We start from the raw sequence: 20,237 nt of genomic DNA, 5'->3' as shown, positions 1-20,237 counted from the left end.
GGTGCGAGCCCAGTGCCGTTTACGTTGGCACCAAATGGGTGCCGCTACCCAATGCTATTTCGAGTGGCACTGCGCGGTCGGCCAGATGACGATGCGGCGTTACCGCCACGCCAAGGGAGTCACAGCGAACATCAGCCGTTCCCGGGTTCGCCCCTCGCTAGCCGATCCCACGGCCGGATGGTCCAATGTGAACTCGATTCCTCTGCCTCGTTCCTTTCAAACATCCGATACGTCGATGGTTCACGATCCCACGGTGCTCGCCAGCGTCCAGTCCATCCATGAGGCCGAAACGCGAATTCGCAGTAATGTGCGTCACACCCCGCTGTTGCCAAGTGCTCGTTTGTCGCTTGCGTTCGATGCCAATATCTTGCTGAAACGCGAAGATTTGCAGGACGTTCGTAGCTACAAAATTCGTGGCGCGTATAACCGGATGACCCAATTGACGCCCGCACAACGCGACGCCGGTGTCGTCTGTGCTTCGGCCGGCAACCATGCGCAAGGGTTTGCCTATGCCTGTAACGCGATGCAGATCCACGGTCGCATCTACATGCCCGCAGTGACGCCAAAGCAAAAAGTCGACAAGGTTCGCATGTTTGGCAAACAGCATGTTGATGTGTTTTTGGTAGGCGACACGTTTGATGATGCGGCGGCGGAAGCTCACAAGGCCACGGCCGACGGTTTGACCTACGTGCCTCCGTTTGACGATCCCGCGATCGTGGCAGGCCAAGGCACAGTGGGGCTCGAGATTCTCGAGGACTACACCAACCCAATCGACTATGTCTTGGTCGCCGTGGGCGGTGGCGGTTTGATCTCGGGCTTGGGAAGTTACTTTCACCACAAGTCACCGGCGACCAAGATCATTGGAGTCGAACCGTCGGGCGCGCCAGCGATGTACGAAAGTTTGCGTCAGGGAAAAGTCGTCACGCTCGAAAAAATTGACAACTTCGTCGATGGTGCCGCCGTCAAACGAGTTGGCGATTTGAATTTCGCTATCGCTGGCCAAGTCGTCGACCGGATGCTGCTGGTTCCCGAAGGCAAAGTGTGTAGCGAGATGTTACGTCTGTACAACGACGAGGGCCTGGTCGTCGAACCAGCCGGGGCACTTGCCATTGCGGCGCTCGAGCAGATGAAGGACGAGATCCAAGGCAAGACCGTGGTTTGCGTCGTTAGCGGAAGCAACAACGACATCAACCGCACCGAAGAGATTCGTGACCGCGCGCTATTGTACGAAGGGCTTCAGCATTACTTCATCATCAAATTTCCTCAGCGCGCCGGTGCACTGCGTGACTTTCTCAACAACGTGCTCGGGCCGACCGACGACATCACACACTTCGAATACACCAAGAAACATAATCGCGAAACCGGCCCCGCGCTGGTCGGATTGCAGATCGCCAAAGCCGATGACTACGCCGGACTGATCGAACGAATGAACGCCAGCCACATTGAATACCAAGTCGTTAACGAACAGCGAATGCTATTCGAACTGCTGGTCTAAATGTGGGATAGGCTTCCAGCCTGTCATCCAGCAGTCGCATCACATCTGTGAATTTTTTGCGTCGCAGAATTCGTCAAGACTTTCGTGCGATTGACGACTGATCCCTCAAAACTCACTCGCGAGTTTCGCTACGAAAACCTTCACACTACCAACTCGGCTGGACTGTTGCGATTCTTCCATAGATACAAAATTCGCATCGACGTAGCAGGATGGATTCCATCTCCGTCGCCCAGAATGCGAAACAGTGATTTTTCGGGTGACGCTAAGATCAATTGCACCAAGCCTTCGACCTGACGTTGGTTAAGGCGAATGTCGCTGGGGTCATCCAGGATCGATTCCCATTCCAGCCGGTCGATCTTGTTAATCAGTTTGGCTTGCTGCTCGAGTTGTTCTTTCAAATCGTCTCCGTCATCGTCGCTTTCCCAGACGTATTTGATGAATCCCGATACCGAAGCGCTGCGATTCGCCTGGCTGCGTTGTTTCAGTTCACGCGTGACCGATTCAAACAATTCGGGTTCGGCGGCATGACCGTAGGGGATCGCCTTTTCAACCGCTGCCGCCATGTCGCTTGGCGTTAGTAGTTCGTTGCCAGCGTTGAGTGCCATGACTTCCAATTGAATCAAAAATCGCATTTCCGCATCCAAACCGACTTTCAACAAACCGCTGATCGATGCTTCGATTCCATTGACCTGCGAACCCAGGTCATCGCACAGATACTCAATCGCTCGGCTGTGTTTGATTCGGCCGATGCCGCTAACAAACCAGAATGCCGAACTGATGACCGAGACAATGATAAAGCCGAGATAGCCGACGGTGTGTGTCCACTGGACCGCAAAAATACCCACCAACGCACCAAGGATCAACGTCAGCAGTCGAAATTGCTCACCTGCTAAGTTGAAACGGTAGTAATGCCCCAATTCGTGCCCCATCACCGCCTGGACTTCGTCGCCCCGCAGTTTGTGCAAGACTTGGCGATGGAGATAGATTCCATTGAGTCCACCGAAAATGCGTCCTAATCGCATCGCCCCGGCGCTCAATGATTTGTCGCTGGTCACGTAAACCGGCAACCGCTCGTCGGGCAGTTTTAGTCGCTGCAGTGTTTCGCGATAAAGCGTTTGTAGTTTGTATTTGTCAAGTTCGCCGAAACGTGTCGTTTCCTTGATGTCCTCGATCCGCTTCTTTTTTTGACCCCAAGTCTGTGCCAATTCCATTGCAAAAGGACCGAGGACGACCAGACAAGCGGTGACCGATACGATCGGGGCAAACACGACTTGATCCCACCGAATCAACGCAGCCAGTGCGATGATGCCGATCACGTGCACGGTGATCCATAGCCATGTGAATTGGTTGGCGCGACGCAGTTGCTCGAGCAAGGCTTCACGATCGGGTACCGCTTGTAAGTTCATCAGAATGCTGCGTCAATCAAAGTGGTTAAGATTCCGCCGGTTGGTTTACCACGCGTCTGAAAGTAAACGTCGCCGGGGCCTGTGTAGCGATTGATCAAACCTTCGCCCGACATCAACGAGTCTTTCAGCGACTCGGACGCTTTGACTAGCTTGTAAGTCACCGTGTCTGAAAAAGCGACCATAAAACGATTGTCGACATACAAGGTCTCGTCCGCTTCGAGTTTGCGATGTTCGATCGCACCAAACGTTTGGCAGAATACATTGCCCCGTCCCGTGGCATGCATCAAAAACAACCCCTTCTTGCTCATCAATCCTTTGAGTCCGCCGTACTTGATCCGCACATGAGTCGAACCGACGTTGGCCAAGTACGAGCCGCGAGTCAGAAAGTAGCCGGAATCGGGTTGCAGGTCCAAGACAACGATGTCGCCATAGCTTTCCGGAGCAAGCACGACGGTTTGCTCGTCGGACTTTGCCCGGAACTCGGCAGTAAAGAAACTCTCGCCCCCGAGCATGCTTTTTACCCCGCCAAACCAAGATCCAAATAGCGATTGACGGGGGCGAGGTTTTGCGGGCGTTGCTGCGGCGTCGCCGACGGCAGCGTCGTTGGCCGATTCAGATTCATCATCGGAATCCAAACGACCAACGTGGGCCGAGATCGAAATCCCCGCTGACATGGTGAGCATGCTGTTCGGCTGCGCAACCACGTACTCGTGCTGCGCCAGCGAGAACTCGAGGGTTGAAAAAACAGGAGCGTGGTTAACGCGGAAATCCATAGATTTTTGTAGAGCGATCTGAACGCTCGTGTTTCAGAGGCTTCAACAAGACATGGAAAGATGCATGAGTGCTAGTGGCCATAAACTGCGTCTGATCGAGTGGGCCGACGGCGCTAGCCGCGGGCTACATGAAATCAGCGAATAAAGGCCGAGCGATTAACGACTTACGGCTAGCAGCGTACGGCGAATTCAAAAGTCGTCGGCGGTATCGGTCGCGTACTTATTGCGTAGCAGATAACCGACGAACGCAATCACACCAAGGATTCCAAGGAAGATGAACAACGCGACCATCCGCGACACACCCAAGATATCCGAGATGCCGGTAATGCAAATATCATAGATCACGATGCGGATAAACCAGCCTACAAGTCGACCAATCCCACCACCACGACGCGCCAATAAAGACGAAGGAAGAGAAAGCACTAGAACACCCTGCTCACAATGGAGACCAATAAACGAAGCTTTGGATCGACGTTTTGACCACCAGAGCGAAGCAGAGCTTTAATGCGCCAAATCGTTTCACACAACGATGGGACTGGTATAAGAGGAATCAGGCCCCCTGTCAATGTTTTTCGGGGCCACCCAGCGGAGGAGAGTGCAATCCTCGTCCATTAACCCGCAGAATGCGAATAATTCTTCTAAAAAGCCATTGACCGACCGCTAACATCTTCCTGTGCAAAGGACGCACTCTGCTAGCCGGCAGCAGACCCTGCACGATGCGATACGGATTGCACCGATGAGCGATCCGTATGCCTCTGTTTCTTTCTGAATCCAACTCGATTCGTGTTGCGACAGTGTTGTCGCGCTGACCTCGCTGCCTTTGGCTCGGGTGCATTTGTTCGCGATTTCGCGTTGGATCGAAACCAAAAACAAATCAAAGAGAATCGTAAGATGAGAAATTTCGTTGCAATGGTTGCCGTCGTAGCTGTGATGACCGTCCCAAGTTTTAGTTTTGCCAAAGAAGCTGACGCTTCGTCCGGTAAGACAATCGTCGATATCGCTGCGGGCAATGAGGACTTTAGTACGCTTGTTGCTGCCGTGAAAGCGGCGGGATTGGTGGAGACACTCAGCAGCAAAGGTCCCTTCACTGTGTTCGCACCGACCAACGATGCGTTCAACAAACTGCCTAAGGGGACGGTCGAATCGCTGCTGAAGCCAGAGAACAAAGACAAGCTGATTTCGATTTTGAAATATCATGTCGTATCGGGCAAAGTGATGGCGGCAGACGTCGTCAAGTTGGACGAAGCCAAAACCGTCCAAGGACAAGCAGTCAAAATCAGCACTGGCAGCGATGGCGTGACGGTGAACAAGTCGAAGGTCGTCAAAACCGATATCGAAGCATCTAACGGAGTGATCCACGTGATCGATTCAGTCTTGTTGCCTTCGGACAAGTAATCGACTCGTCGCGTTCTCGACAGATCCAACCGTGCTGCCTCGGTCGTCCCGCTAAGAAGGGGATTACCGAGGCTTTTTTGGGTCAGCGTGTCGATCGCAGCGAAACTCGCCAAGCGTTGCGGGCGGCGGCAAGAATCGACAAGCTTCCTTGAGACTTTGGTAACTCGGGATGTGAAATAGCGTTATTCACACCGCCCTTACTTTGACAGTGAGGGGTTTTCTCGCTACTCTAGCGTCACACGCTCCTATTGCCATAATTGTCTATGTCACGTTCCGCTCTCTTGCTGTTTGCCCTGATTCTGTCGGCTGGCGCCGTTGCGTCGTCGTCAGCACAAGGAAGCTGTGGCGATTGGTTGGCACATTCGGACGATACGGTTTTGGGCGACACGCCGCAGACGATGGCTGCGCCGCACACCGACACCGACATCGACGATGGAACGTCCTGGCAAGTGACGGACGAATCGCACGCACGCGATTCGCAACCACGTCCTTGTCGCGGTCTGCATTGTGACCAGGCTCCCTTGGCACCGCTGCCGCTACCCGCATCGCCGATCAACGACCAGCGACTTCCCGATCTCGCTTGCTTGGTGGTTTTGTCGTCTGCAAACGAGTTCGAAATCACTCGTGGTGTCGCGGAGTCCAAGTTTGGACTGCCCGCTGGAAACCAGCTCACGATCGATCGTCCTCCTAAAGTCTAGCCTCAAAGAGTTTCTTACTCACATCTTTGATGTTTGTTCGGTATGCCTGTCTGTTGGCATGCTTGTCGAGCAGACGGTTTCGTCGCATCGACGATGTCCTGATTCCGGGCGATCGTGCGCGAAATGACTTAGTTCAAAGCAGGTAGGGGAATCGCGTTTGCGAACCCGATGGCATGCATTAGGGCTGGCGGAACGGTGCCAGCCGTCCGGTTGCTGCGTTTGAATCGTTCGAACCAGACCCCGTCGCTTGCGAGTGCAGTGCACGAGCCTCGGACACTCACGCGTCACCGCTCACTTAATCAACTGCCCGATCACGCCAGCCTGCTGAATGTGTTCATCCCGCGGGATGATCAGTTGGATGTTACGATTCAGCAAATCCATCAAGTGAAAAATATATGTCTAGTGCCACTGTGAGCAGCGGCTCAGCTGCGGCTGTTAAAAAGAAAAAGTATGTGCGCGCTGTCGGGCCGCGACTTCGCAAGCTGCTGTATGTCGTCTTTGCCCTGGTCGCACTGCTGTACGCGAATTCGGGCTACCTTTCGCTGATTACCTTCCTGGAGTGGAAAAACAGCGAAACGTATCAAGATTATTACTACCAATACATGTTCCTCGCCCATCTGGTGATGGGGTTGCTTTTGATTGTTCCGCTGGTCGTGTTTGGGTTGGTTCACATGTGGAACACCCGCACGCGGCGCAACCGCCGGGCGCTGCGGATCGGGTACGCGTTGTTTGCCACCAGCATTCTGATTCTTGTTAGCGGAATTTTGCTGATGCGAGTGAGCGGGTTTGATTTGAAACAGCCTCTCGCTCGCAGCACCGTGTACTGGTTGCATGTCGCCTGTCCCTTGATCGTGATTTGGTTGTATTGGCTGCATCGCTTGGTGGGGCCAAAGATCAAATGGCGAGTCGGACTGGGGTTTGCCGCAGCCGCGGCGGCTTCCATCCTGGCTCTCGCGATCGCTCAAATGCAAGATCCGCGAAACTGGAATGCCGAAGGTCCGAGTTCGGGAGCACAATATTTTGAGCCCTCGTTGGCACGCACGGCGAGTGGCAACTTTATTCCTGCGGACACGATGATGCAGGACGAGTACTGTCTGAAATGCCACGAAGATGTGCATAAGGCGTGGAGCGACAGCGTCCACAAGTTCAGCTCGTTCAATAATCCGCCCTATTTGGCCAGCGTCACGGGAACCCGCGCGCTGTCGATGCAGCGTGATGGTTCGGTTCAAGCGTCGCGGTGGTGTGCCGGTTGCCACGACCCGGTCCCGTTCTTCTCAGGCGCATTCGACGATCCCAACTTTGACATGCTCGGACACACGACATCGCAAGCAGGGATCACCTGTACGGTCTGCCACGCGATTACGCACGTTAATAGCGTCAAAGGCAATGCCGACTATACGATCGAAGAACCGCTGCACTATCCGTTTGCGTTCAGCGACAATGCGATGCTGCAGTGGGTGAACAACCAATTAGTCAAAGCAAAGCCGTCGTTTCACAAAAAGACATTTTTGAAACCGTTTCACAAAACGGCCGAGTTCTGCTCGACGTGTCACAAGGTGCATTTGCCGCTCGCGCTGAACCACTACAAAGACTTTCTTCGCGGACAAAACCATTACGATTCGTACTTGTTCAGCGGTGTTTCCGGACACGGTGCCCGCAGTTTTTACTACCCTCCCAAAGCGCAGCACAATTGCAACGAATGCCACATGCCGCGAGTCGCGTCCGGCGACTTTGGCGCTCAAGTCGATCCGGCGACCGGAGAGCTGAGTGTTCACGACCACATGTTCCCCTCGGCCAACACCGGGATCGCGTGGCTTCGCGGCGCCGAGGATGTGATCGAGGCTCATCGCGAATTCTTGCAAGACAATGTCCGTGTTGACTTGTTCGGGATTCGCGAGGACGGTGAGATCGATGGCAAGCTGACCGCTCCGCTTCGCCCCAACGTGCCGACACTAAAACCAGGCGAAACCTATCTGCTCGATGCTGTCGTGCGAACGCTGAAACTCGGACACTTGTTCACTCAAGGAACGGTGGATTCGAACGAAGTTTGGCTTGAGGTCACCGTCACCAGTGGCGATCGTGTGATCGGTCGCAGCGGCGCGGTGAATGCGGACAAGTTCAACGAAGTCGATCCGTGGGCCCATTTCTTGAACGTCTTTATGCTCGACAAAGATGGCAATCGAATCGACCGCCGTAATGCGGAAGACATTTTTACGCCGCTGTACAATCACCAAATTCCACCTGGCGCCGGACAAACAGTGCATTACGAGCTAGCACTTCCCGACGATCTTGACGCGCCCGTGACGGTCGAAGTGAAGGTTCAGTACCGCAAATTTGACCAACGCTACATGAACATCGTGGCGATCGAAAACGAGAAACTGGGCCAGATCATTCGCGGTCACAAGCCGGGAGAAGAGTACCGTAACGAGTTGCCGATCGTGACGATGGCGACCGATTCGATCACCTTTCCGGTCGCAGGCGTCGAGGTCGCGGTCACAAATCCGAAACGTGATATCCCCGAGTGGCAGCGTTGGAATGATTATGGAATCGGACTGCTGCTGAAGGGCAAGGCGGAATTGCGGCAAGCCGAAGAGGCGTTCAAGGAAGTGGAAAAACTCGATCGCTACGATGGGCCACTCAATTTGGCTCGCGTGCTAAACACCGAAGGACGTTTGGATGAAGCGGTCCAGGCACTGAACCGTGCGAACCAGTACGCGGATCAGCCCGACTTTCCTCGTTGGACTTGGGCTTGGCTGTCAGGCGAAATCAATGCACAACAAGGTCGGCTGGAAGAGGCGGCGCAAAACCTTCGTAGCGTGCTCGAAGACAATACCGAGGAAATGCAGCGACGTGGATTCGATTTCAGTTTGGATATCGAAGTCATCAATCTGCTCGGGCAAACGTTGTTTGATCTCAGCAAGGTTCGCGAACGCCAAGGGCGACAGGAGGAATCGCAGCAGTATGTCAACGAAGCGATTCAGCAATTCAAGACGACACTCGAGATCGATCCCGAAAATGTATCGGCGCATCACAATTTGCAGCAGTTATACGAAAAGATCGGCGACGAAACGCTGTCGGAAAAACACAGCAAACTGCATCTGCGATACAAACCTGACGACAATGCTCAAAGCCGAGCGATTCGATTGGCACGTGAAAAGTACCCTGCCGCCAACCATGCTGCCGAAGCGGTAGTGAAGTATTCGCTAACGCGGTCCACGGAATAATCGTCGTTGATCGCTCCGCGAGCTTACGTCGACACTGAAATAAAGTTTTGATCGCGGGGCGACGTCAAATCAATTACTAACACATTCGTCGGTAGTGGATCTTGTCAAAGATCCCACATGAAGGATCTTTAGCAAGATCCACTACGCCAGTGATTGATCGCATCGAGATGCGATCAATGTCTAAAACAACCCAACCTAGACTAAATATGAATAAGAAAAATTTGGAACGCAATACTTCGGAAAGCCAGGACGAGAGCGAACATCTTGATGACGCGGCGATCGGGCACGCGTTTCGCATTTCGCTCGTCGCGATCGCCGTGTTGATCGTCGTCGGCGGCATTGCCGTTTATCTGTTTTCGCGTCCAGAACCGGCGCCGGAGGTGCGCGAGACAAAACTGGCTCCGGTGAAAATTCGCGAAGTTTCGCCTGTGGAAATTCCCAAAGTCATCTTTACCGATGTCACTGACGAAGTCGGTATCGATTTTGTCCACAACAACGGAGCGACGGGCGACAAGCTGCTTCCCGAGACGATGGGAGGCGGCTGTGCGGTGCTCGATTTTGATAACGACGGCGATCAAGACATCTTGTTCGTCAATTCAAAAAACTGGGACTGGGATCTCGAAGGCGGCAAAGCGGACCAGGATACTCCGAGCACGATGGCCCTGTACCGCAACGACGGTGGCCGCTTTACCAATGTCACTGCGGGTTCGGGGTTGGACGTTTCCGCATACGGAATGGGAGCCGCTGTGGGGGACTATGACAATGATGGAAATGTCGACGTCTTTATCACGGCGCTGGGAAACAATCGATTGTTTCGCAATCGGGGTGAGGGCAAGTTCGAAGAGGTGACTGAAGCCGCAGGCGTCGGTGGTGACGATGACCGCTGGAGCACTGGGGCTGGCTGGTTTGACTATGACAACGATGGCGACTTGGATTTGTTCGTCGCCAATTATGTCCAGTGGACTCGCCAATACGATCAAGCCCAGAATTTTCAACTGGTCGGTGGCGGACGTGCCTATGGCCGCCCTCAGAATTTTGAAGGCTCCTTTCCGTATTTGTACCGTAATGAAGGCGACGGCAAATTTACCGATGTCTCCGCCGACGCGGGCGTTCAGGTGCGAAATCCTGCCACGGGCGTTCAGTTGGCAAAATCGCTCGGAGTTGCCATCTGTGACCTCGACGAAAACGGCACGCTCGATCTGATCGTTTCCAACGACACGGTACAGAACCTGTTGTTCCGCAACACTGGCGATGGCAAATTTCAAGAGTTTGGGGTGTTGTCGGGAATCGCGTTCGATTCGGGCGGCAACGCACGCGGGGCGATGGGAATCGACGTCACGCCGCTGCGTAAAGGCAAAGCGATGGCGGTGGCGATTGGAAACTTTTCCAACGAGATGGCCGCGTTGTATGTTTCTAAACGAGGTCGGATGCAATTTTTTGACGAAGCCATCTCCACCGGGCTTGGCCCCAGCACGCGATTGGAACTGACCTTTGGAATCTTCTACTTTGATTATGACTTGGATGGCCGCTTGGATCTGTTTTGTGCCAACGGACACTTGGAAGAAGACATCAACCGGGTGCAACCGAGCCAGCATTACGAACAACCGCCACAACTGTTTTGGAATGCAGGTTCGACTCAAGGGACCGAGTTTGTCAAAGTCGATGCCGCGCACTGTGGCGAGGATTTGCTGAGACCAATGGTCGGACGCGGAGCCGCGTATCTCGATTTTGATGACGACGGCGATTTGGATGTTTTGGTGACGGCAACCGGGCGTAAACCACGGCTGCTGAGAAACGATCTTGATCTAAAGCATCACTACGTTCGTTTTCGTCTCGAAGGCGACGGAGTGAAATCCAACCGCGACGCGATCGGCGCTTGGGTCGAATTGACCGTCGGCGACGAAGTGTTTCGCAAACAAGTGATGCCGACACGCAGCTATCTGTCGCAAGTCGAATTGCCGGTCACGTTCGGATTGGCCGATGCCGAAACGATCGACAATGTGACGATCCAGTGGCCGGATGGAGAAAAGCAAGATTTAGGAACGGTCGACATCGATCAAACGCATGTGGTGCGTCAAACCAAATAAGTCGACTTGTTCCGCAGGCCGCGATCCTAAGGAACGAGGGTTACTGCTTTTTCTTTTTGCCGTGAGACTTTTTTTCGTTACTGCCTCGTTTGGTGATCGAGATGACATCGGAGCCCGCCAGCATGATGCGGCGGCCATCTTCGGTCTTGATCGCCAATTGTTGCGACAGGATGTCTTGGCCTAACACGGTGGCACTGCCGTCACGCGTCAAAATTTGGCTGCCCACCGGCGGCAGCTCTGCGGCCAATTCTTCGTACGTGTCAAACTCGTATCGAAGACAGCATTTCAACCGACCACAGCGGCCTGAGATTTTTGTTGGGTCCAGCGTCGCTTTTTGTAGCTTCGCCATCCGCATCGATACCGGTGGCATCTTGCTGAGATGGTTGGCGCAACAAATGGGTTGTCCGCAATCGCCGTAATCGGCCAACAGTTTCGCTTCGTCGCGAACTCCGATTTGCCGCATCTCGATCCGCGTTTGGAAATGGCCTGCCAAATCGCGAACGAGTTGACGGAAATCGATCCGCTGTTCGGCCAAATAGTAAACCACCATCCGTTCGCCGCCCAAAATCCGTTCGGCGTCGACGACATCCATTTGCAGATTCAAACGGTTCGCCAGCTTCTGGCAGATTTCGATGTCTTCGTGACCCTTCGATTCAAGATGCTTCCACTGGTTTTGATCATCCGCTGTTAACGCACGCACGATCGACCCTTCGGTCGGTTCGGCAATGTGATCCACCGCCGCCGGCGTGGCCTCGCAAAGAACGGTGCCGATCTCGGTGCCTCGCGAGGTCCGGACCACCACCTGGTCGCCATAGCGGAACGACTGCTTTGCTCGCATCACCCCGAGAATACGCATCGAACCACAGCGGACAACGTATTCGAGTCGTTCGGAGGTTGCGTTGGGTGGGGTTTCGATATCGGTGGGAACGTTAGACATAATAAGAGAAATTTGAGCGTGTAAAACGCATATTGGACAAGATGAGAAGAGCGGCAGAGTTTAGTCGCCATGGTTTGATTGTAGCCGAAGCAAGTGCCGTGGCAGTTGATTTTTCGGCGAAGTACGATGGTAACGAAACCGTGGCTTGCGCCAAAACAGCTAACTAAACCAACTGTCTCGGAGTTGGTGGAGAGGTTACAGGAACCTGGCGTCACTGCACCGCCATTACAATACCAAACATTTAGCAGCACGAGGCTACCCGCGAGCGGATCAAAATCGAACGCATTGCTGCAATCGATTCACCCGCGTCGCTTTAATACACTTCGTGGACCGAAAGTCTTGGCGACTTTCGCTACCTACTTCTTCTCAGCAGGTTTGCTTTCCTCGGGCTTCTTTTCTTCGGGTTTCTCCGCTTCAGGCTTCTTCGCTTCGGGCTTCTTCGCCTCTGGCTTGTCGTCTTTCTTTACTTCCGGCTTCTTGTCTGCGGGTTTCTTGTCCTCTGCTTTTTTAGCAGCAGGCTTTTTGTCAGCAGGTTTCTTCTCTTCAGCTTTCTTTTCTGCCTTAGGTTTCTCGGCCTTCTTCTCTTCTTTGGCCATTTCCTTCTTTTCCTCAGGCTTGGCTTCTTCCTCGGCTTTCACCTCTTCCTCAGGCTTCTTGTCGACGACCGGTGGCAGTGGTTTGTTCCAGGAATCGGATTCTTTGACCACGACGATACCGTCTTTGCGAGTTCCGACCATCAGCGTTTTGTCGTCGTGGAAACACAACGCCCACGCACCACTCTTCGCCGGACTGACGTCGGATCCGACATCGTTCTTTTCGTTTTGCATTGGGAAATACAGTTTGCCGCCGAGGTCCGCTGCGGCCAGTTTGCCATTTTTCGAGACCACAAATTCGGTGATCCAGTCTCCGGCTCGCGTTAAACGCGTCGGCTTGGCATCCGCTTTGGCTTCGCACTGATACAAATTACGATCGCCACTTCCGATCAACAGATTGCTGCCTGCGTAGACCACGCTCCATGCCGGTTGATCGCTGACTTTGATTTTGCCGCTGGCCGTCAACTCAGGCCACTGGATCAAATGCACTTCGCCGCCACCATCGGCCGCTGCGATCTGTTTTCCGTCTGCCGAAAACGCCAGTGCGGTAACCGCTTGTCCGCCCAACTCGAGTGTCTTGGTGACCTTGTTTTCCGCCAGATCCCAAACCATCACCTTGCCAGCCTCGTTGCCCGCAACAATCGTTTTGTCGTCCGGAGCAAATGTCAACGATTGACACCATCGCTCGAGTGCTTTCTCGTGCGTTTTAGCTTCATTGGATTCGACATCATAAATCACCAAGTTGCCACGGTAATCGACGCTCGCGATCGTTTTTCCGTCCGCGGTGGCGTCGACACACCATACGGCCGCCGGGTGGCTGTACAGATCTGTCAGCGTTGTCGGATCCGCGACCGAGAAGGTTTTTACTTGGGCTTCACGCAGCAGCAGTCCGTCGGCGGTCGCCGCGACATAAGTGTCACCCGAGAGCGGGGCAATTGATGTCACCCATAACGCAGGAGCGTCGTTCTTGGCGTCATTTTTCTTGTCCGCTTTGTCTTCTGCGTTGCCAAGCGTGACGCCCAGGGCAACAAAAAGTGTCGTGAGACAAACCAAGTCAACAAATCGTTTGTTCATCGAATTCGCTCGTGGTAGGTAGGTGGGGGAGGAGTGAGAGGGGGGACAAATCGTGTTTTGAATCAGGGAAGTCCGGATCGTCAACGGCGGCCGAGATTCAGTCCGCTTTATCGGGAACCTTTTCCAGGATGTCCAGCAACACTTGGTCGGGTTGGACCCCTTCGGCTTGCGCTTCAAAGTTCAGCAGCACGCGGTGCCGCATTGCCGGCAAGTAGACACGGCGGATGTCTTCGAAACTGACGTTGTATCGGCCATCCAATAACGCACGGACTTTTGATGCGAGTGCCAATGTTTGGGCACCCCGAGGGCTGCTGCCCCAGCGGATGTAGTCGTTGGTCGCCTTGACGCTGTGAGCTCCATCGGGATGCGTCGCCAATGTCAAACGCACCAAGTAATCTTGCACGTGAGGCGCCAAAATCACCTCGCGGACCAGCGTTTGCCACTTCATGATCTCGGCACCATCCATCACCTTTTCAATTTCCGTTTTCACACGGCGAGTGGTGCGATCGACGATCTCGTTCAAATCTTCGCGGGAACTGTAACCGACCACCAATTTGAATAAGAAACGGTCCATTTGGGCTTCCGGCAACGGGTAGGTGCCCTCTTGTTCAATCGGGTTTTGTGTCGCCAGGACGAAGAAGGGTTTATCGAGCGTGAACCGCTGGCCCGCCGCCGTGACGGTTCCCTCTTGCATCGTTTCGAGCATCGCCGACTGCGTTTTCGGCGTCGCGCGGTTGATTTCGTCTGCCAACAAGATTTGCGTGAACACGGGACCACGTTGGAACTCGAACTGACGTCGTCCGTGCTCGTCCTCGTTGATCATGTTCGTGCCCAAGATATCCGCGGGCATCAAGTCAGGCGTGAATTGGATACGGTTGAAATTCAGCTCGAGGACTTCGGCAAGCGTTCGCACCAACATCGTTTTACCGAGACCGGGAACGCCTTCGAGCAGACAGTGACCGCCACATAACATCGCTGTCAACACGCCATGAACGATGTCGTCGTGACCGACGATCACGCGGCCAATCATGTCACGCACAGCCCCGTAACGACTACGAAACTCATCCGCTTGGCTCTGCATCGACTCGACAGTGGTGCTCATGTTGCATTTGGCAAAGAGTGGAGAAACGAAATGACCGGACGCTCGGTGCCCGATTCTAACGAAATTCCACGCCGCGTGGGGTGACACACCCCTGCATTTTTGTCAGACCCAAAATGTGGGACTGACTTCCAGCCAATCAACAAACCCGATTCCCAAAACGCCTCAATCGCACGCTCTATCGTGAATCACGTTTGGGGCGGCTTAACTGAACCAAATTGTTCTCCGTCTTGGTCGCGGGATTTTTGGGGCAATTGCCACAGCCCACCGAGTCCTCCGGATTGCGGCTGAGCCCTTTGCGGACCGTCGCGACCATCCCCCGCAATAACCACAACGCAGCTGCGATGACAATGCAGATCGAAATTACGGTTTGCCAATCGATCACGGTGCCAAGTTCTCCTAGAAGAATCGTGTGCCGACTTGATACGTGACCAATGCGCCAAGGTAGGCCAACACGGTCATGTATGAAAAACTGAGCACGGGCCAGAACCACGAATTGGTTTCTCGTTTGATCACCAACAGCGTGCTGACGCACTGAGCACACAGTGCAAAGAACACCATGATCGATAACGCCACCGGTATCGTGAACACGGGACTGCCGTCGGGCCACTTCGACGCTCGCAGCGCCGCCATCAAACCGTCATCCTCTTCATCGACGTCGCCGCCGAGGCTGTAGATCGTTCCCAAGGTCGCGATGATCACCTCGCGTGCCGGGAAACTGGCGACCGCTCCGACACCAATTCGCCAATCCCATCCAAGTGGCTTGACCACAGGTGCGATCACATGCCCGATTTGCCCGAGCGCACTGTTCTCCAGCAGCGTCGCACTCAAGACGCGGTGCTCGGCTTCGAGCGTTTCAATCTGAGCGGCGATCTCGTCAAGCTCAGGCGTCTCTGCCACGATTTCATCCTCTGCCGCTGATTCGCTCGCTGCGACTTGAATCGATTCGAGTCGCTCGAGCTCACGTTGGATTTCAAATTGTCGCGAATGGTCTCCGGGCCAAAAACCAGCAAACCAAATCACAATCGACGCCGCAAAAATCATCGTGCCCGCACGGACCACAAACGCTTTGCTCGCTTCCCAAACGCGAGAAAACAGCACGCTCGCCGAAGGAACTTTGTATTCCGGCAACTCCAACACAAACGGCGCCACCTCGCCTCGCAGTAGCGTCCGTTTCAGTATCCATGCAATGGGAATCGCGACTACGACCCCCACTAAATACATGGCCATCAACACCAACGCCTGCGTCGACAGCAACCCGCCCACGTAGCTGGCACTTGGAATAAATGCTCCGATCAACAACAGATAAACGGGCAATCGAGCACTGCAGCTCATTAGCGGCGCGACCATGATCGTGGCAAATCGGTCGCGGCGGTTTTCGATCACGCGAGTCGCCATCACGCCGGGCACCGCACATGCAAACGAACTCATCATCGGCAAAAACGACTTGCCGCTCAGCCCAAACATCGTCATCACGCGGTCGACCAAAAAGGCGGCCCGGGCCATGTAGCCACAGTCTTCCAACAGTGCCAAGAAGAAGAACAGCAGTGCGATCTGCGGCAGAAAAATCAATACGCCACCGACGCCCGCGATCACGCCGTCCACCAACAAGCTTCGCAGCATTCCCGGTGGCACAATGGCGGTGACCCAATCCGATACAAGTCCGGTGCCGTATTCGATCGCATCCATCGGATACGACGAAAACGAATAGATGCACTGGAAGATCAGGAACATCATCGCAAAGAAGCAAACCAATCCAACCACACGATGCGTTAACACGGCATCTAACAGATCGGTTGCGTTGCGTGGTTTGCCAAGTTTGGTCGAGACGACATTTTGCAGACTGCGTGCGGCCCACGAATAGCGTGCACTGCACTCCATGTCGATCGCATCGCCCACCTTGTCGGCCAACTTTTCTCGTGCCGCACTGATCGCTGGCAAAACGGCGGCACCCAGGCGGCGGACCGCTCGTCGTTCCGCTTCACCACCGCGATCCAACAACATCCGTTCGATCAAATATTGGTCGGGAAGAACCGCTTCGGTCGCCGCGCGGTGCGAGAGTGATTCCGTCGTGCAGGCTCGCGCGACTAACTCGCTTCGCAATTCGCTGCAAACCTCGTAAAACTCGCTGGGCAGCGGACGGTCACGCTGCTTCAGGTGAACGGATTCGGAATCCGCTTGCTCGAGTTCTGTGCGAATCGCCGACTTCAATTCGTCGATTCCTGTCCTTCGCGATGCACTGGTGCAAACGACCGGAACGCCCAGATTCTTGGACAATTGGTCGACATCGATCACAAAGCCACGTGCGTCGGCCGTGTCGATCATGTTCAACGCGATGATCGTCGGTTTGCCAAGCTCGAGCACTTGGCTGACCAAGAACAAATTTCGTTGCAGCACAGTTGCGTTGACCACGCAAACAATCACATCGATCGGCGATTCCGATTCGACATCGCCTGTCAAAACCTCGACCGCCACCAATTCGTCCGGTGAACGTGGGGCCAGGCTGTAGGTGCCCGGCAGGTCAACCAAATCGATGACTCGGTGGTCGCCAGCGTCGGTGGGGCCGCCCAGGTTGCAGCGTCCGATCTTCTTTTCAATCGTGACGCCCGCGTAGTTGCCCGTGCGGACATTCATTCCCGCCAGTGCATTGAACAGCGTGCTCTTGCCCGTGTTGGGGTTGCCAACAAGCGCCACGCGGGAGGTTACTTTTGCAGTCGTCTTTCCCGCCGAGGGCAAGGTGCGATTGGCGGAACTCGCCATTGATTTAATCTATGTCCTAGGAAGGTCGTGCCAGAGGAAAGGAACGCTCTGACAAGAGGAAGGGGGAGAGGGCGTGTCGATCAGGACACGGATCGTCGCATCCGGATTGATTTCTTGCATGCGGATGGGAGCAAAACGAATTCGGTCGTTACGAGACCAACGCGGGTTCCGCGATCGGTTCGATCAAGACACGACGTGCTTCGCCACAACGGACCGCAATCCGGCTGCCCTGGACCGAGCACTTCAACGGATCGCCCAACGGCGCCGAGCGTAGAAATTGTACCGATTGACCTGGGACAAAGCCCATTTCTCGCAAACGTGATGCAATACCATCAAATCCGTCAATGCGGACAATTTTGGCCATTTGCCCCGGTTGCAGCTGATCAAGTGTCGTCACAGTCACGCCTTTTCCTTTTATTGAGAATCAGTCTCAGTAAGGCTGATTGTGAACATCTCGCGGTCTGTTGTCAAGACAGCCAGAGCATTCAGCGTTGGGGCGTCCCGGAACTACGATAGCAAAAGTCGTCGACAAATTTCGTGGTAACGGAGAAGCGGAAGTCACGCGAGAGTTTCGGATCGTTTGGTAAATTCAATGAAAGTCTTGACGGCTCCCGCTACGATCCCCCCAAATTTCTTGCACTGACAAACGGCTCGCTGCCTTAGGGCCGGGATTCCGCAGCCTGCGATTACTGCTGCCAATCCGCTGTGGAAGCGAAGAATCCGCCCGGAATTGTCTCAATGCCCTACGTTTCCTCGCTCCGGGGCACTACAACCAACGTAATCACGTTTCGGATCGTACGATCTTCGGATCTCTCATTCTTCCTTGTTCCTAACTCGCTCGTCACTCATGTCCGACCTCGACATTCTTTTTGAAGACAACCATTTGCTGGTCATCAACAAACCAGCTGAACTGATCACGATGGGAGCGGAAACAGGTCCCACGCTGCACATCCACGCCACCGAATACCTGCGTAAACGTTACAACAAGCCAGGCCGTGCGTATCTAGGGATCGTCAGCCGATTGGATTCGATGACCAGCGGCGTGATCGTGATGGCGAAAACCAGCAAGGCGGCATCGCGGTTGACGCCCCAGTTTTCGGGTCAAGGCAAAGATCTCGCCTCGAAAACCTACCTCGCCGTGCTCGAGGGATGTTTGGACGCCGAGTATGGCGAGCTGGTCGATCATGTTGCCAAAAACGATTCGGCTCGTCGCATGGAAATTGTGCCGAAACAGCGTGATGGGGCTCAGCTCGCTCGGCTGCGTTACGTCTGTCTCGCCGCGACGCCGGATGCATCGCTGGTCGCGGTGCGATTGTTGACCGGACGCAAACATCAAATTCGGCTGCAATTCGCTCATCTCGGTTTCCCCGTTTGGGGCGACCGGAAATATGACGCCAGCAACCCGTTCGAATCGGGGATCGCGCTGCATAGCTGGAAACTTGAAATCACCCATCCCACCCTCCGCGAGCGTGTCGGCTGGTCCGCGCCGTTGCCCGAATCGTGGCAGAAATTTGGTAAGCTAATTCCATCGCGACGAAATCTCGTACTAGACAAATCGATGGAAGCGAAACTAGGAACGCCCGAACAGCGGTAAGTAAAGTTGCCATCGATGAAGCGGAACTCGTCAAGAGTTTCGGTCGGTTCCGGGGGGCTAACGCTTCCCGGGAAAACTGGCAAAACACGAAGCCGGTGAAGCGTCCTTTTTTGCAGAGCGAAAGCCGACGGTGCGGCGGGGCAGCTTGAAGTGAATAGGCGAAAGCGGTAGTCATGACCAAAAAGAAGTCGTCAAAATCCAAACTCACCGCCAAGCCACGACTCTGGCCAGCAATGATCATCTCCGGAGGCCAAACTGGGGTGGATCGAGCCGGGTTGGACGTTGCGATCGCGTTGGGAATTGGTCATGGCGGTTGGTGTCCGGCAGGCCGCTTGTCCGAAGACGGCAGTATCCCCAGTCGCTACGAGTTGCAAGAGATGCCATCGAGCGACTATCCGGCGCGCACCGAGCAAAACGTGATCGACAGCGACGCGACCTTAATTTTGTACGAAAAGAAACTTGGCAGCGGCACGCGACTGACACGGCGGATTTGCGATCGGCTTGGCAAAGCGTATTTGTTGGCGCGGTTACCGGTTGACCAGCCCGCGATGATTGCCAGCTGGCTTGCCAAGCAAAAGCCAGCAACACTGAACATCGCCGGGCCACGTGAAAGCTCGTCCCCCGGCATCTACGAACGTTCGTTTGCTTTTCTGATCGACGTCTTCAATGAACATCCCTGACATCGTCCTGCAACTCAAACCGCTTGTCGACACAGGATTATGTGTGCTGATTTGGTTGGTCCAGTGGATCATTTATCCTTCGTTTGAATTCTGTGATCTCGATCGATTCCAATCGTGGCACCGACGCTACACCCAACTGATCTCGTTCTTTGTGATCCCGCTGATGTTCGTACAAGTCGGGCTGCATGGTTGGGCGATCGTTTCGAATCCCAGTTTCGCGGACGGGTTCGCGATCCTCTGCATCGCCATCGCCTGGGTTTCCACGTTCATGCTTAGTGTTCCCTGTCACAACCGCTTGCAGCGACACGGCTACGATGTTGTCACGATTCGCCGTTTGGTCCACACCAATTGGATTCGCACCGTCGCCTGGACTGCCGTCCTTGCGAGTGACCTTTTCTCGTAGCTAAGAAACGCAAATGCCG

Annotated in this window: 17 protein-coding genes; 8 read left to right on the top strand and 9 right to left on the bottom strand. The window is 54.4% G+C overall.

The genetic code is table 11. The annotated features are described in order from the left end of the window. Positions 1-34: 34 nt before the first annotated feature. Positions 35-1,495: a threonine ammonia-lyase gene (gene ilvA, locus ABD971_RS05515; RefSeq protein WP_345320209.1), complete on the top strand. Its 1,461-nt coding sequence runs from the start codon at positions 35-37 to the stop codon at positions 1,493-1,495. A gap of 140 nt (positions 1,496-1,635) precedes the next feature. Here ilvA and ABD971_RS05510 read toward each other — a convergent pair whose 3' ends face one another. From ABD971_RS05510 to ABD971_RS05500, 3 genes are all read right to left on the bottom strand, one after another. Next, positions 1,636-2,901: a M48 family metalloprotease gene (locus ABD971_RS05510; protein ID WP_345320207.1), complete on the bottom strand. Its 1,266-nt coding sequence runs from the start codon at positions 2,899-2,901 to the stop codon at positions 1,636-1,638. Next, complete coding sequence (locus tag ABD971_RS05505) at positions 2,901-3,674, bottom strand: TIGR00266 family protein (protein ID WP_345320205.1); 774 nt, start codon at positions 3,672-3,674, stop codon at positions 2,901-2,903. The genes ABD971_RS05510 and ABD971_RS05505 overlap by 1 nt, the downstream gene beginning before the upstream one ends. Positions 3,675-3,863: 189 nt before the next feature. Then, complete coding sequence (locus ABD971_RS05500; RefSeq protein ID WP_339943801.1) at positions 3,864-4,097, bottom strand: hypothetical protein; 234 nt, start codon at positions 4,095-4,097, stop codon at positions 3,864-3,866. A gap of 468 nt (positions 4,098-4,565) precedes the next feature. Between ABD971_RS05500 and ABD971_RS05495 the strand changes: the two genes are divergently transcribed. The 4 genes from ABD971_RS05495 (at position 4,566) to ABD971_RS05480 (ending at position 11,078) form a co-directional block, all read left to right on the top strand. Further along, positions 4,566-5,069: a fasciclin domain-containing protein gene (locus ABD971_RS05495; RefSeq protein ID WP_345320203.1), complete on the top strand. Its 504-nt coding sequence runs from the start codon at positions 4,566-4,568 to the stop codon at positions 5,067-5,069. Positions 5,070-5,332: 263 nt separating this feature from the next. Beyond that, on the top strand, positions 5,333-5,767 hold the full coding sequence (locus tag ABD971_RS05490; RefSeq protein ID WP_345320201.1) for a hypothetical protein: 435 nt from the start codon (positions 5,333-5,335) through the stop codon (positions 5,765-5,767). 395 nt (positions 5,768-6,162) lie between these two features. After that, on the top strand, positions 6,163-8,991 hold the full coding sequence (locus ABD971_RS05485) for a tetratricopeptide repeat protein (RefSeq protein WP_345320199.1): 2,829 nt from the start codon (positions 6,163-6,165) through the stop codon (positions 8,989-8,991). 206 nt (positions 8,992-9,197) lie between these two features. Continuing rightward, positions 9,198-11,078, top strand: coding sequence for a CRTAC1 family protein (locus ABD971_RS05480; protein WP_345320197.1), 1,881 nt, complete (start codon positions 9,198-9,200; stop codon positions 11,076-11,078). A gap of 40 nt (positions 11,079-11,118) precedes the next feature. Here the strand turns inward: ABD971_RS05480 and ABD971_RS05475 are convergent, their stop codons facing one another. The 6 genes from ABD971_RS05475 to ABD971_RS05450 form a co-directional block, all read right to left on the bottom strand. After that, on the bottom strand, positions 11,119-12,015 hold the full coding sequence (locus ABD971_RS05475) for a PSP1 domain-containing protein (protein ID WP_345320195.1): 897 nt from the start codon (positions 12,013-12,015) through the stop codon (positions 11,119-11,121). A gap of 356 nt (positions 12,016-12,371) precedes the next feature. Then, positions 12,372-13,682: a WD40 repeat domain-containing protein gene (locus ABD971_RS05470; protein ID WP_345320193.1), complete on the bottom strand. Its 1,311-nt coding sequence runs from the start codon at positions 13,680-13,682 to the stop codon at positions 12,372-12,374. Between the two features lie 97 nt (positions 13,683-13,779). Continuing rightward, positions 13,780-14,784 carry an AAA family ATPase gene (locus ABD971_RS05465; RefSeq protein WP_339943811.1) on the bottom strand — a complete coding sequence of 335 codons (1,005 nt, stop codon included), beginning with the start codon at positions 14,782-14,784 and terminating at the stop codon, positions 13,780-13,782. Positions 14,785-14,959: 175 nt separating this feature from the next. After that, a complete protein-coding gene (locus ABD971_RS05460) occupies positions 14,960-15,166 on the bottom strand; it encodes a hypothetical protein (protein ID WP_339943813.1) in 207 nt (68 codons plus the stop codon). A 14-nt stretch (positions 15,167-15,180) separates the two neighbouring features. Next, a complete protein-coding gene (gene feoB / locus ABD971_RS05455; RefSeq protein WP_345320190.1) occupies positions 15,181-17,541 on the bottom strand; it encodes a ferrous iron transport protein B in 2,361 nt (786 codons plus the stop codon). 148 nt (positions 17,542-17,689) lie between these two features. Then, positions 17,690-17,944 carry a FeoA family protein gene (locus ABD971_RS05450; protein WP_345320188.1) on the bottom strand — a complete coding sequence of 85 codons (255 nt, stop codon included), beginning with the start codon at positions 17,942-17,944 and terminating at the stop codon, positions 17,690-17,692. A 444-nt stretch (positions 17,945-18,388) separates the two neighbouring features. Here ABD971_RS05450 and ABD971_RS05445 point away from each other — a divergent pair, with 444 nt between their 5' ends. The 3 genes from ABD971_RS05445 to ABD971_RS05435 all read left to right on the top strand — a co-directional run bounded on the left by ABD971_RS05445 (position 18,389) and on the right by ABD971_RS05435 (position 20,218). Next, positions 18,389-19,135, top strand: coding sequence for an RluA family pseudouridine synthase (locus tag ABD971_RS05445; RefSeq protein WP_339943819.1), 747 nt, complete (start codon positions 18,389-18,391; stop codon positions 19,133-19,135). 173 nt (positions 19,136-19,308) lie between these two features. Further along, positions 19,309-19,815 (top strand): putative molybdenum carrier protein, encoded by a 507-nt coding sequence (locus ABD971_RS05440; RefSeq protein WP_345320183.1) that lies wholly within the window; start codon positions 19,309-19,311, stop codon positions 19,813-19,815. Further along, the gene (locus tag ABD971_RS05435) at positions 19,802-20,218 is read left to right on the top strand and encodes a hypothetical protein (protein WP_345320181.1); all 417 of its coding nucleotides are present in this window, start codon (positions 19,802-19,804) and stop codon (positions 20,216-20,218) included. The genes ABD971_RS05440 and ABD971_RS05435 overlap by 14 nt, the downstream gene beginning before the upstream one ends. The last annotated feature ends 19 nt before the right edge of the window (positions 20,219-20,237 follow it).

The sequence above is a fragment of the Novipirellula rosea genome (assembly GCF_039541335.1).
Taxonomy (GTDB): Bacteria; Planctomycetota; Planctomycetia; order Pirellulales; family Pirellulaceae; genus Novipirellula; species Novipirellula rosea.
Note: the sequence above shows the minus strand (reverse complement) of the source record. Positions and strands in the feature narration are given on the sequence as shown.

Bases quoted from the DNA above. Each gene is read 5' to 3' on its own strand.
- ilvA (WP_345320209.1), top strand. From the start codon at position 35: ATGGGTGCCGCTACCCAATGCTATTTCGAGTGGCACTGCGCGGTCGGC.
- ABD971_RS05510 (WP_345320207.1), bottom strand. From the start codon at position 2,901: ATGAACTTACAAGCGGTACCCGATCGTGAAGCCTTGCTCGAGCAACTG.
- ABD971_RS05505 (WP_345320205.1), bottom strand. From the start codon at position 3,674: ATGGATTTCCGCGTTAACCACGCTCCTGTTTTTTCAACCCTCGAGTTC.
- ABD971_RS05495 (WP_345320203.1), top strand. From the start codon at position 4,566: ATGAGAAATTTCGTTGCAATGGTTGCCGTCGTAGCTGTGATGACCGTC.
- ABD971_RS05490 (WP_345320201.1), top strand. From the start codon at position 5,333: ATGTCACGTTCCGCTCTCTTGCTGTTTGCCCTGATTCTGTCGGCTGGC.
- ABD971_RS05485 (WP_345320199.1), top strand. From the start codon at position 6,163: ATGTCTAGTGCCACTGTGAGCAGCGGCTCAGCTGCGGCTGTTAAAAAG.
- ABD971_RS05480 (WP_345320197.1), top strand. From the start codon at position 9,198: ATGAATAAGAAAAATTTGGAACGCAATACTTCGGAAAGCCAGGACGAG.
- ABD971_RS05475 (WP_345320195.1), bottom strand. From the start codon at position 12,015: ATGTCTAACGTTCCCACCGATATCGAAACCCCACCCAACGCAACCTCC.
- ABD971_RS05470 (WP_345320193.1), bottom strand. From the start codon at position 13,682: ATGAACAAACGATTTGTTGACTTGGTTTGTCTCACGACACTTTTTGTT.
- ABD971_RS05465 (WP_339943811.1), bottom strand. From the start codon at position 14,784: ATGAGCACCACTGTCGAGTCGATGCAGAGCCAAGCGGATGAGTTTCGT.
- feoB (WP_345320190.1), bottom strand. From the start codon at position 17,541: ATGGCGAGTTCCGCCAATCGCACCTTGCCCTCGGCGGGAAAGACGACT.
- ABD971_RS05445 (WP_339943819.1), top strand. From the start codon at position 18,389: ATGTCCGACCTCGACATTCTTTTTGAAGACAACCATTTGCTGGTCATC.
- ABD971_RS05440 (WP_345320183.1), top strand. From the start codon at position 19,309: ATGACCAAAAAGAAGTCGTCAAAATCCAAACTCACCGCCAAGCCACGA.
- ABD971_RS05435 (WP_345320181.1), top strand. From the start codon at position 19,802: ATGAACATCCCTGACATCGTCCTGCAACTCAAACCGCTTGTCGACACA.